Source organism: Kamptonema formosum PCC 10802, assembly GCF_000332335.1.
GTDB lineage: Bacteria > Cyanobacteriota > Cyanobacteriia > Cyanobacteriales > Oscillatoriaceae > Oscillatoria.
Genome location: NZ_KB235950.1, coordinates 15,851 through 28,967, shown reverse-complemented (window position 1 = coordinate 28,967; position 13,117 = coordinate 15,851). Strand labels below are relative to the sequence as shown.

The 13,117-nt window shown below is 56.2% G+C and carries 7 protein-coding genes; all 7 read right to left on the bottom strand.

Going from position 1 to position 13,117, the window contains the following annotated elements:
- Positions 1–531: 531 nt before the first annotated feature.
- The 7 genes from OSC10802_RS0133975 to ltrA all read right to left on the bottom strand — a co-directional run bounded on the left by OSC10802_RS0133975 (position 532) and on the right by ltrA (position 11,897).
- The gene (locus OSC10802_RS0133975) at positions 532–1,173 is read right to left on the bottom strand and encodes a nucleotidyltransferase family protein (RefSeq protein ID WP_017721223.1); all 642 of its coding nucleotides are present in this window, start codon (positions 1,171–1,173) and stop codon (positions 532–534) included.
- Positions 1,174–1,315: 142 nt separating this feature from the next.
- Entirely contained in the window at positions 1,316–2,446 is a 1,131-nt protein-coding gene (locus tag OSC10802_RS0133970; protein WP_017721222.1) for an XdhC family protein, read from the bottom strand.
- A gap of 115 nt (positions 2,447–2,561) precedes the next feature.
- Positions 2,562–4,760: a xanthine dehydrogenase family protein molybdopterin-binding subunit gene (locus tag OSC10802_RS0133965; RefSeq protein ID WP_017721221.1), complete on the bottom strand. Its 2,199-nt coding sequence runs from the start codon at positions 4,758–4,760 to the stop codon at positions 2,562–2,564.
- Positions 4,757–5,740, bottom strand: coding sequence for an FAD binding domain-containing protein (locus tag OSC10802_RS0133960; RefSeq protein WP_017721220.1), 984 nt, complete (start codon positions 5,738–5,740; stop codon positions 4,757–4,759). Before OSC10802_RS0133960 ends, OSC10802_RS0133965 begins: the two co-directional genes overlap by 4 nt.
- On the bottom strand, positions 5,727–6,272 hold the full coding sequence (locus OSC10802_RS0133955; protein WP_232731887.1) for a (2Fe-2S)-binding protein: 546 nt from the start codon (positions 6,270–6,272) through the stop codon (positions 5,727–5,729). Before OSC10802_RS0133955 ends, OSC10802_RS0133960 begins: the two co-directional genes overlap by 14 nt.
- 498 nt (positions 6,273–6,770) lie before the next feature.
- Positions 6,771–9,290 carry a response regulator gene (locus tag OSC10802_RS0133950; RefSeq protein WP_017721218.1) on the bottom strand — a complete coding sequence of 840 codons (2,520 nt, stop codon included), beginning with the start codon at positions 9,288–9,290 and terminating at the stop codon, positions 6,771–6,773.
- Between the two features lie 786 nt (positions 9,291–10,076).
- Positions 10,077–11,897, bottom strand: a complete 1,821-nt coding sequence (gene ltrA, locus OSC10802_RS0133940; protein ID WP_017721216.1) for a group II intron reverse transcriptase/maturase — start codon at positions 11,895–11,897, stop codon at positions 10,077–10,079.
- Between the last annotated feature and the right edge of the window lie 1,220 nt (positions 11,898–13,117).

Below are 13,117 nucleotides of genomic sequence, written 5' to 3'. Positions count from 1 at the left end.
TGCGATGCGCAGCTACAGGTCTTCCCCTCTGTGTAATAGCATTTTAGCCTAAGCTTTGCTTTCAGATTTTCCCTGCAGAACCCCCCCGCAGCTTGAGAGACGCCACATGTCGCGCCTGTACTTGACGGACTGCTTTCAAATTGCACTTAAGAGCAGGGGGAATTCCACGGGGCACCAGGGGCCGGTTTATCTTAGGATCGGGTTTCCAGATATAACAGTAGCCACTTAGGTTCGTACATTTCGGCCTCTTTTGCACCCCCGCACTCCTGCTCCTATTGTCCTAACCCATATTACTACTGGGATATAGACGTAGGTACGGCGTCCCGCCTGCCCTGAAAGTCTAATCTTTTTACCTAAATGCATACTGCTATATAAGGTAGGGGAGGGGAGGAGGGGAGGAGCGGGGGAAATTGTCAATGCCCAATGCTCCATGCCCAATACCCCATGCCCCACGCCCATTTATAACGCAACCGATTTTGAAAATTGCCCACACAAAACGCGAACTTCATGCTATACTAAAAAAACAGCACTCTAAACATTAATCTCGCACAGCCGCTCGAAGTCTTCAAGCGTATCAATGTCTGTAGCGCCTTCCGAAAAGGGAATGCAAGCCACATACTGGCTGTAGTTTCTAATAATATCTTTAGCCCCCCTGTCACCACTCAGACTAGCCAGTTCTGAAAACAGTCTCCGGGAGAAAAGCGCCGGCACACCTAGCGTACCCGCATACTCTGAAGCGACAATAGGCTGACCTGAGAGAGAGTAAGTATCGACAAGCTTATTAATACTTTCAGCGGATACGAAAGGCTGGTCGCAAAGCATTATTACCACTGCCTCTAGCTCTGTAGGACCGGCATTCAACGCTTCAATCCCCCTCCGAATAGAAGAACTAATCCCCTCCGCCCACTGCTCATTTTCTACCACCCTCACGGACAGATGGCGGACCTCATTTCGCAGCAGACCGGCAGAAGCTCCCAGCACGACAGCAACAGGCCGGCATTTTGACGCTACAGCCACCTCTGCGGAATGTCTGAGCAAGCTTCGCCCCTGATACAGCAATAGCTGTTTGGGTGTCCCCATGCGAGTTGAGGCTCCCGCTGCAAGAAGAACGAGCCCGACATGGGGTAAATGGCTTTCTTTCTGTTCATGAATTTCAGACAACCTGTCTTTCATCACTTTGCGAGAGAAGTTGGGATTTTTTTTACCGCCGCCGTTCCGGTTACGCCAAGGAAAGAGAAGAGAGTTTATCTTCAAGGCGGGTGACTAAGTGCCAGAAACCCGGTTTCTTAAAAAAACCGGGTTTCTCAGTAGCGCATCACTGAATTGGCGGGTGAATTGGCCCCCACCGGCGCTTTAAAAAACCCCCCTGACGACCGGCTAAAACCGCTTGAATCTCAGCCAGGACAGCCAGGGCGATTTCCTCTGGCGTTTCCGCTCCTATATCCAGCCCTACAGGACTGTAGAAGCGAGCGAGATGTTCTGACTTTATTATAACCCCTTTTTCCTGTAATTCGACAAGTAACTTTTCGCTTCGGCTTTTAGAACCGAGAAGACCTACATAGGGCAAAGGAGAGGTTAAAAGTATCTTCAGGATTTCCAGGTCGCGGAGATATTGATGCGTCATAACAGCAGCCACCGTGCGACTGTCTGGCTGAATGTGCCGGTCAATCGTTTCCGCACCGGCAACAATCACCTCATGTGCGTGAGGAAAGCGAGCTGGGGTTGCGTAAGCGGGACGGCGGTCAATGACTGTTACCTGCCATCCCAGTTCTTTCGCAAAGCGGACGACCGGCACAGCACCAGCACCGGCACCAAAAAGTAACAGCCGGACGGGCGGCGGGATGACTTCAATAAAAACTTCAGCCTTGCCAGCTTTTAGCGCATACAGTTTCACTGTAGACCGGCTGTTTTCCAGAACTTCTAAAGCCCCCTCGCGCAGAGCGCCGGCGAGATCAGAATCCGCAATATTATTAATAATAGCACCATCTTGGCGCAGCATCAAGCGGTCGCCAACTTTCGCGCTCAACTCGCCTGTGACAGAGAATACAGTCGCGATAGCTCCCACCTGTCGCCGGTGGAAGCACTCGGAAATAAATGTTATGGGGTTTGCTTGACATTCTTGTGCCAGACACTCAATCAGAATGCGCACTATTCCATTACAGCCAAGTCCGAGCCCCCAAATGATATCCTCGCCAGCGTTTGTGTCGTACTCAACCGCAATCGGATTGCCCGAGCGCATCACCTCCCCAGCCCGCTCCAAAACATCATCTTCCAGACATCCGCCGCTCAGAGAGCCAGCCACGGCACCCTCTTCAGTCAGCAGCATTCGGGCTCCAGGCTGCCGGTAACTGGAACCCTGAAGCTTAACCAGAGTGGCGAGGGCTGCTGTCTTGCCGCAACTTTCCAGCTTCTGGAAAGCTTTAATAATATCCTGCAATTCCTTCATAGCCGTCGCCCAATTAATATAGCAGTTTTAATGTTTGCGAACTCTTCTTTCTTTGCGCTCTTGGCGTCTACCCTGCGGGAAGCCGCTGGCGCGTCTATGGCGGTTCATTAAAACCCTATAGCAACTTATCAGGCATAATCGGGAGATCGCGGATGCGTTTTCCCGTTGCGTGGTAAACAGCATTAGCAATTGCCGCTGCCACCCCAACGATAGAAAGTTCGCCAATTCCTTTCGTCCCGAGGGCATTAACGTGCGGGTCGCATTCATCTACAAACACCACCTCAATGTCGGGCACATCGGCGTGAACGGGTATCAGGTAATCGGACAAATTAGCGCTGACAGTGCGCCCTTTATTGGGGTCGATAACCGTTTTTTCCATCAGCGCCATGCCGATACCGCCAATCATACCGCCAATCATCTGGCTGCGCGCTGTTTTGGGGTTGAGGATTCGCCCCGCACCGTAGACACCCAGCATCCGCGTTACCCGCACTTCGCCGAGCATGGAATCCACTTTTACTTCAGCAAAGTGCGCTCCAAACGAATGCATCGCGTACTGCTTTTTCTCGGCTCTGGAAGTTTGACTCTCCGCTGCGACGCTTTCCAGCCCCTGACGGGTGAGAATGTCTGGATAAGTCTCTCCTTTTGACGGATCTTGGCTGAGGAAAAGCCGGCCTGACTCGACGCTAATCTCCGCTTCTAAACACTGATAGAGCGGCGATTTCGGATCTCCCACTGCTATCTGAATCACCTTGCTCCGCGCTGCTAGGGCCGCCTGCCGCACGGCTGGGCCAACGCTGCTCGCGGTCATGGAGCCGCCGGTTACAGGAGCTTTTGGCAGCTTGGTGTCACCGAGATCGAACCGCACGCGCTCGCAAGGGATGCCCAGCGCCTCAGCGGCGACCTGAGTCATTACGGTGTAGGTGCCGGTGCCCAAGTCCTGGGTGCCGCTTTGGGCCAGCGCTTCCCCGCTGGCAAAGATTTGCACCTTTGCGGACGCCGGCACGGAATAGACCGGGTAAGTGGCGCTGGCCATGCCCCAGCCGGTGAGATAGTGGCCCTCGCGCATAGAAGCGGGCGCGGGGCTGCGCCGGTGCCAGCCAAAACGCTCTGCCCCGATTTGGTAGCACTCTTTCAGCGACTTGCTGGACCACTCCTGTCCCGTGCGGGGGTCTGTGTCCGCGTGATTGCGCAGCCGCAGCTCAATGGGGTCGATTTCCAGGGCGCAGGCGAGTTCGTCCATTGCCGATTCAAGGGCAAACGCCCCCGGGGCGTGGCCAGGTGCCCGCATCATTGTGGGCGTTCCGGCGTTGATGCGGCCCAGAATGTACTTTATTTCAAGATTGGGGCAGGCATATATGATGTCCGTCCCCGATCCAACCGGCTCAATATAGTCATCAAAGGGTGAGGTCAGGGAGGTGCCTGTGTGAGTAATTCCAGTGAGTTCCCCCTCTTTCGTTGCGCCCAGAGTCAGGTGCTGTCGGGTTTCGGGCCGGTACCCGCAGGAGGTGTACATCTGCGCTCGCGTCAGGACGAGTTTCACGGGACGGCCAACGTGGCGAGCCGCCACGGCAGCGAGAACTGTGCTAGGCCAGACAAAAGCCTTGCAGCCGAAGCCGCCACCGATGAACCGCGAGATAGCGCGGACATTTTCCGGGGGCAGATTCAGGTACTGAGCCACGCCTTGCTGTGTTTGAGAAACCCCCTGGGTGGAGTCGTAGAGGGTTAGGAGCTCGCCTTCCCAGACGGCTACAGTTGCCAGCGGCTCGATGGGATTGTGGTGTTCCACCGGCGTGGTGTAGGCTTGCTCAACCCGCACTTCTGCCTGAGCCAGACCTTGCGCGACATCGCCCCGACTGTAGCGAGCCGGCATCATCCCCCAAAGCGATTCGGGCTCGAATGCTTGTTCGAGAGCCTCTTCCATCACTACCACCGGCTTATCTTCTTCGTATTCAATCCTAACAAGCTCGGCGGCGCACACGGCTCGCTCGAAGGTGTCTGCTACAATGACGCCCAAGTGCTGCCCGCTGTAGTGCACCGTGCCGTCTTGCAGCACCGGCAGGCTCTGACCGGCTGGAAAATAGCTCACTTTGGCCAGAGGCGGGGCGTTGAGGTGGGTAACAATTCCCAAAACGCCGGGGGCGGCTTCAGCGGCGCTGGTGTCAATCTTGACGATCCTGCCCTTGGCGATTGTGCTTTCGATGAGAGCGCCGTATGCCAGGTTTTCAATCGGGAAATCTGCGGTGTAGAGCGCCTCACCCGTAACCTTCAGCCGGCCATCGACCCGATCGAGCGGTTTGCCAACAATCTGATTCATGAGATTCCTGCAACAGTTGAGAGGGCGCGGACAAGGACACGTTTGACCAATTCTATTTTGAAGCCGTTGTGCTGCTGGGGTTTAGCGCCGAGGACTGCAGCTTCTGCCGCTGCGGCAAACGCCGCCAAGCTTGCCGGTTGGCCCACGAGAGCGTCCTCAGCGGCTTGAGATCGCCACGGTTTCGGGGCGACGCCGCCGAATGCCACCCGCGCCGACTGTACGGTGCCGTCTGTGACTTCCAGCGCTACGGCGGCGGACACGAGGGCGAACTCGAAGCTGGCGCGGTCCCGCACTTTCAGGTAGTGGGAGCGTGCCGTCAGCGGGGAGGCTGGCACTTCTATGGCGACGATTAGCTCTCCGGGCTCGAGTGCGGTTTCCCGCGCCGGTGTCTCCCCAGGCAACAGGTAGAAGTCCCCGATGGGAATGCGGAGATCGCCGCTGATTCCAGAAGTGCAGAGGGTGGCGTCCAGGGCTGCTAGCGCCACAGCCAAGTCGGAGGGGTGTGCCGCAATGCAGTGTTCGCTAGTGCCAAAGATGGCGTGGCTGCGGCTGTAACCGGAGATGGCAGAGCAGCCTGTGCCTGGATCGCGCCGGTTGCAGGGAAATGCCGGATCGCGAAAGTAAGGGCAGCGCACCCGCTGCATGAGGTTGCCACCGGCAGTGGCCATGTTCCGCAGTTGCGGGGAGGCGCTTTCTAGCAGCGCTTGCGACAGGACGGGGTATTGAGCGCGAATAGCGGCGTTACCGGCGATCTCGCTCAGGCGTGCCAGCGCCCCGATGCGCGCCCCGCCGGCTGCCACTTCGATTTGCGCCAGGGGCAGGGGGTTGATGTCTACGAGTTCGCTGGGTGTTCGCACGCCGTTTTTCATCAGTCCCAGCAGATCGGTGCCGCCGGCAATGAATGATGCTGCTGGGTTGCCGGTGACTGTTGCGATAGCCGCTTCTTTTATATGGGCTCGGATGTAACTAAACGGGCGCACTGTTTTCCCCCACCACTTGGCGAATCGCTGCGACAATATTTGGGTAAGCGCCGCACCGGCAGAGGTTGCCGCTCATGCCTTGCCGGATCTCCGCATCGGAGGGGACCGGGCATTCTGCAAGCAAGCCGGCGGCGGACATAATTTGACCGGCGGTGCAGTACCCGCACTGAAAGGCGTCGTGAGCGATGAAGGCGGCTTGCAGCGGGTGAATTTGGCCATCCTGTGCCAGACCTTCAATGGTGAGGATTTCCGCACCGGCGTGCATAATTGCCAGTGCCAGGCAGGAGTTGGTGCGCCGGCCATTCACGAGTACGGTGCAAGCGCCGCACTCGCCTTGTTCGCAGCCTTTTTTAGTGCCCATCAAGCCCAGATGTTCGCGCAGGGCGTCGAGCAGGGTGACGCGCGGTTCTATGCTGAGAGTGTGCCGCACGCCATTGACCTGCAGTGTGACGCCGGTGCTCTCAGCTGGGAATCTTTCCAGTTCTGGACTTTCAGGTTTTGCGCCGGCTGGCGCTGCGGGAATTGTGCTCACAGATTGATTGTCCAAAGTGAACGGGACTTCAGCATCAGGGGCTCTCTATAGATTCTAAGCCACACCGCCGCTGTGCGAAGGCCGGTGTCGCGTCTCCGAGATTTCGCCTCTCCCAGATGTGGCGTCTGTAGATTGCGGAGCGGCATTTGTGCCAGCCATTCAGAGCGGGGTTAGATAGCAGCAGCCACATTGGGAGCGGACATGAATGGCATGGCGTCTGGGGCTCATGCGCATGGGGCTCATGCGCATGAGCCCCATGCGCAGAGGGAAGACACACAGATGTATGCGTTCTGGCGATGATGCCATACATGCGTGATGACTGCCGCCCTAAAAAATAACGCATTTAATTTGCGCTTTTTTACTCGGTAGATAATAGCCTAGCTTATTAAAAAAAACTTACGGCTCTTTACTAAATTTACTAAAAAGCAACTTAGATGTGGGGATGTCAATTTAGCCCGCTATGCACCCGCCTTTCGGCTTCTGGAGTTGGCAATCGGCTCAGTGCGCCGGCACGACGCAATTGCGCCCTGCGGCTTTAGCTTCCTCAAGTGCGGCGTCGGCTGACCGGTAGAGGGTTTGCAGGTCAGAACCCTCCCTGGGATATTCGGCAACACCGGCACTGAAGGTGGCCCGAAACGTCTCGCCCTTGGAGCCGGTGAACTCCTGCTGGCTGAAGCTGTCGAGCAACTCCTTAAGGCGCTGCAGGCCATCGAGCTTGCTCATGCCATACATGCCGGCGACGAACTCTTCGCCGCCCCAGCGAGCCACGACATCCTCACTGCGGAAGTGGCGGTGCAACAGTTCGCCCAAGCGGCGCAGCACGGTCTCACTGGCAGCGTGGCCATATTGGTCGTGAATCTGCTTGAGCCGGTCCACATCCATAACAGCCAAGCACAGGGGCTGGCTGTAGCGGTCAGCAAGGCGCAGCAATTGCCCGAGGTCTTGGATCGACTTGCGCCGGTTGGCCAAGCCGGTGAGGGGATCGGATTCCGCCATACTCCGGATCAGCTGGGTGCGTTCCAGGCGGTTGAGGATGCGGGTGACCAGTTCCGGGCCCACAACGGGCTTGGTCACGTAGTCATCGGCACCGGCGGCGAAGACTTTGTGCAGGGTGTCGGCATCGCTGTGGGCGGTGAGGAACAGCACCGGCAGCCCGCTCCAGCAGGGGTCGTTGCGCACCACTTGGCACAGTTCAATTCCGCTGTGTTCGGGCATCTCGACATCAAGAACCAGCAGGTCTGGGACGCTGCTTTCCAGGGTGTCCCAGAACTGGTTGGGATCTTCCAAGGTGGTCAGCTTAAAGCCCCAGGGTTTCAGCAAAGCCCGCAGGGCTTCGAGCACTTCCAGGTCGTCGTCCACGATCATCACTTTGGACTGATTGGCGGCGGGGCGCTGCAGCACGTCCAGAACCGCATCCATCACCAGTGCCGGCGAGACGGGCTTTTGCAAAAAGGCTCGCCCGCCCCGTCTGGCCACTTCCACGCGGTCAGCGAATCCATTTCGACCGGTGAGCACCAGCACCGGCACCTCCGGGGACCGGCCCGTCAGTTCGCTGAGCAGCTGCAACCCCTCACTGGCTGTGTCGGCGCACGAGAGGTCGAGCACCACCACATCCGGCGGCGCAGAGGCGAAAGCAATTCTTGCGGCGCACCAGTCGGGAACTTCTACATCGCGCATTCCCAGGGAGCGAGCCTCTTCGCTGAGTTGCGCCGCCAGTGCGTGGTCGCTGACAATTAGGAGCAGTGACAGCTGGCTGTGCGGCGCTTCCGAGGGGCTGGCGGTCGGAGTGGCGCTGCTCTCGGGGAGCCTGCAGGAAACGGCTAGTGCCGGTGGGGACTCCAGCTGCCTGTGCAAGGACTGCACCATCTCCCAGAGGTGCGGCACTTGCTCTTGACTCAGCCTCGGGTTTATCAGCGCGTGTTCGATGTTCCGGGCTAGCTTGGAGCCCAGGGGGAAGCCATAGGTTCCCAGCGAACCGGCAAGTTTGTGGGCTTCCGAGATGGCCCTGTTGCGGAGATCCTCACTCAGCCTGCCTTCTTGGAGGGCGGCGACCGCCCGCTCGATCTCAGCCACCCGCTTTTTGCTGGGCTCTTTGAACCGCTTCCACAATTCGCTGACTGCTTCTTCTATTTTCTGCTGCGTTGCTGCCGGTGAGAAACTGTTCGGCGCTTCCTCCGCAGCGCTAGACAGACTCCCTCTCCTGTCGGACTCCTGGGTGGCGGGTGCCGGTTTTGAGGCGCGATCGGCACTTTGGGGGTGTGGCTTGCCACCGCCGTTTAACTCTCGGGCCCTGGCGGCTTCCTGTTGCTCCTGGGCAGCCCCGGCAGAAGAGCGAGCCGGTGGGGGTTCGGGTTTGAGGCGATAGCCCAGTCCGTAAACCGTCTCGATCAAGTCCGTCGGGGCACCGGCACTTTTGAGTTTCTGCCGCAAACCTTTGATGTGCGCTCGGACTGTCTCTTCTGCCGGCGGCTCTTCAAACGACCACAGCTGCTCGAGAATCGCACTGCGACTGAATACCCGATTGCTGTTGCGCATGAACAGCTCCAGCAGTCCGTACTCCTTCGGCGTCAGGTGCAGCAGGTGCTCGCCGTGGCTCACCTCACAGGTGCTGGGGTCGAGGCGCAGGCCACCCCACTCCAGCACCGGCGGCAAGGGCGCTTTTCCCCGGCGCAGCAGGGCTCGAATTCGAGCCACTAATTCCTGAGGGTCAAAGGGTTTGACCACATAGTCATCGGCACCGGCATCGAACCCCATGACTTTATCGCTGCTGCTGTCTTTGGCGGTCAGCAGCATGATTGGCACGCTCATGCGTGCGGAGCGCATCCGCCGGCACAGGGTAATCCCGTCCAGCTTGGGCAGCATCACGTCTAGCAGGATCAAGTCGTATGTAAACGCCTCTGCCAGATCCCAGCCCTTGAGGCCATCTTTGGCCACATCGATTGTGTGGTGCTGTTCGCTCAGAACTATCTCCAGGGTTTTTGCGAGATGTTCGTCGTCTTCTACCAGTAGAATCTTCATCGTGGAAAGCCGGTTCACGCATCTTGTCCTCGGACAGCAAACAGCTGAATTTTTTACTTTCCAGCATGCGTGCTTTTTTCGACACCCTTGAGGTGCCGCACTTATTTTCTGAAGAGCGGGCAGCCTTTTCAGCTGCGAGCTCTACCTCTGACTCGGCAAGACAGCGCCTGCTGCCTGACTCTTGTATTCCAGGCCGGTGCCCAAACACCTCCGCGATCCCACAGGGCAGCCCCTCCCGCTCTTGGGGGCGGGTTTATCGGGAGCATCCCGATGGTGTGAGTCTGACCCCATGAAACGGATAATGATTTCCGCCGCCGGCAGGAGAAGAATATTTTTAGGCCAAGCCATCCCGGCAACGAGATTGAAACAGCGCCCGAGAGTGCTCTCCGCCTGCAATCTTGCGTAACATTCCCGGAAACAGGCCACTTTGGGGTCAGCGTGCGGATTCCTGGAGTCAGGATTTCTACCTGACGCGATCGAGTAAAAGCCCGCCCCCATCTGGCTTCTCTTTGCGGGCGCTCACTGAGCGCCGCCCGGTAAAAATGGACAACTTCGTTACAGACGGCTTTTTTTGCCCCAAACTCGTCTGTTTTACTGTTTTTCAGTTTTTTGCCCTTTGGTTTTGACGCTGTGCCTTCTGCCATAACGAAGTCATCACCTCTTAAATTGCTTGCCTGTTTTTAGTTTTTTAATTTCTTAAAACTCTAAGAACTCGCTCTGCTAAAATAGACAATCGCTCCTTACGGCTCAGGAAAAATGAGCTTTTGAGCTCATCAGGGTGTTGAACTAAGCGAACGAGTTACCCCGCCCGCTCGTCTTCAGAACCGGACGTGATACTTTCGCATCATCCGGCTCCTCAGTTGCAGGACTCTTGTCACGAGTACCAGACCCGTCGTAACGGGTTTTCCAATCGTGGCAGTGTTTGTGGAGCAATTGCAGGTTCTCATACCCTTTTCCACCGCCTTTGGCCTTGGATTGGATATGGTCTATTTCCCACAAGTCTCCCGGTCTGAATGTCAGTCCGCAGTGGGCGCATTTCCCTTTCTGTCCCTTCAGTAGTTTTGCCACCACTGGCTTGACTTCTGGGTACTGTCCCATGCTCGCGCTCCAGTATGCGAGGTCTCCGTCGTAGGGACTGGCTTCTCCTTTCACCTTTGTGTGCCTCACAATCGGGGTTTCCGAATGTTTCCGCAGGATTAGAGGGTTGGCATCCTCTCTGGTGGCGAATGTCCAGTTGTTTCCCCCGATGGTGTGCCAGTATTTGTTAGTGCACCACGCACCATTTTTGTTGGGGTGGCGGCGGCGTGCCCAGCGGCGCAGTTTGGCGTAGACCATATGGTCTGACTCTGAGAAGGTTTCTTTGCTGCACACTGCTGAATAATAGTTGGCCCATCCCCGGATTATGGGGTTTAGACGCTTTATTAGGGCTGCCTGAGGGGCTGCCCTGTGGGCGTCGATGACCTCTGCTATCTTTTCCTGGTGCAGTCTGACCTTTTTGTCCGCTGGCTTTATGATTGTTTTGAACCCTAGCTTTTGGCCGTGTGTGTTTTTACCTGACTGGTGTTTCCCCACGGAGAACTGCCTCACTGTAAATCCCAGGAAGTCAAACCCTGGTTCTGTGCCATCAGGCATTTTGTGCAGTGTGTGGGCTAACCGAGTTTTGGATTGGCTTAATTCCAGCCCAATTCCCTTTAACCAGTCAGCGATTATTTCTTGGCACTTCTGAACGGCTTCGGTGTTTTCATGTAATACCACGAAATCATCTGCGTATCGGATTAGGCTCAGGGCGTGTCTTCTGTCTCTTTTGCTTCCTCCTTTAAGCGTTTCTGCATGTTGCTTAACCCTTTCCTCTAATCCGTGCAGCGCAATGTTGGCCAGCAGGGGAGATATTACTCCTCCCTGTGGTGTGCCTAGATTTGTCTCCTCAAGCACGCTCTTATCCATGACCCCGCTTTTCAGCCATGCCTTAATTTGGCGGCGTAGAGAGGGGAATGTATCCACTTTTGTCAGGAGGGCCTTGTGGTCAATCCTATCGAAGCACTTCGCAATATCGGCATCCAGCACATATTTGGCCTTATATCGAATTGCGTCGAATATTGCTCCGATTGCATCGTGGCAGGAGCGCCCGGGTCTGAAACCGTAGCTGTTAGGTTCTTCCTTGGCTTCCCATTCGGGTTCTAGCGCTTGCTTCACGAGAGCCTGTAATGCGCGATCGTACATCACGGGTATCCCTAATGGCCGCTTTTCATCCTTCCCGGGTTTAGGTATCCACACTCGGCGTGTTGGTTTGGATTTCCCGGAGAGCCTTAATTGGCCTGTTAAGGCGAGACGTTGCTTTGGGGTTAGCGATTTTACGCCATCCACACCTGCCGTCTTCTTGCCTTGGTTATCTTGCGTGACTCGCCGTACCGCAATCATTTTTGCGCTCCATGAGTGAAGCAAAGTTTTCTGGAGTCTGCGAACTGCTTTAGTGTCACCGCGCTTGCTGGCTTGATAAATCCGCTTCTGGAGCTTGAAAACGCGACGCTCAAGTTTCTTCCAGTTAATCTGGTTCCATTCTTGCGGAACGCTCATCCCATCCTGAATTGTGAGTTCGGCTTTAGGCATCTACACTCTTTTCTCACAGCTTTATCCTTCCTTACAACCGGGTGTCTGTCTGCATATCCAAGCCATTACAGCAAGGCTGAAAGCTTCTGACACCATCCCGTCCACCCGCGTCCTAGATTGCTCTAGAGGTTGCATCTTGGTTGATTGCCTCAGGCTCGACTCCTGGGGAAACATCGGGTGGGTTACTTCGTTCCAGATAGTTATTTGTTTGAGGCTTTAGGGCGGTACTATCCACCGGGTTTTGGGTGTGTGCCTAGCAGTCCAAGCCAAATTGGCTGCCTCCCATTCCCCTTGACTATTGGTCTCCAGCCTTGAGCAGCCTTATTGTGGCTGGTCTTTACTCACGATGGTTCAGTCGTACCTTTCTTGCGTACCCATGACCCCTTGCTCGACCTGTACCACCCTAGGCTGGCAGTAGGAACGCCTTTCTATCCCGCTTTACCGGTTGATGACCAGTCTCTACAGTAGGGATAGTGCTTTCAAGTCGGCACTTGACCGGAAGGACTTAGCCTGTTGGCTTCACCTTCATAACTGTCCAGTTGTCAAGGTTCAGTTTCCTGTCCCTAGCTGGCCGTCCCTGGCCATTTATGGCCATTTAGGCTCAAACGAATCGCACGCAACTAAGTAAAGTATACGCACAAAAACTGCTGGTGTCTTGCTGCCTTGAGCGGGCGCTTTATTGCAAATGCCGTCAGAAATGAGGTCGGGGCGCTACCGCTGCGGAGCGAGGTAGCGCCTGAATTTTAGGGAGTCGCCCACTCAATGCTTGCTCTCCTGCCTCAGTCAGTCGGGGCAGCCCCTGCAACTGGAACCCTGGAAGCATCCATGCCAATCTTAACTCTGTTGCCGCAGAAGCGCTGCGGCTGGAAACTCTCTAAAAAATGTAAAAACTATTTGAGTCTTTACCACTGTTTTAGTAAAGAAATGTAACGCATTGGGGGCTTGCGCCCCACTGTTGTTTGATAGGGACTTGCAATCAAAGGAATTACTGTCCGTATTTCCCCCGATCCTGCAGCCGGCAGCTCGCCCCATCTTCTGCAATGGAAAGCCACTGGGCAGATGGTGCCACCTTCGTCCCTCTGGGACGCTCCTGTAGCAGGCTCTACCACTTCCCGCAGGGTGCGTCTGCGCACAACCGGCAGTTGTGGGGCTCGCATAAAGATCAGCTTGTTTCCTCTCAGTCAACTGGTTCAGGGCGACTGCGCGAGAGGGTTAGCGCC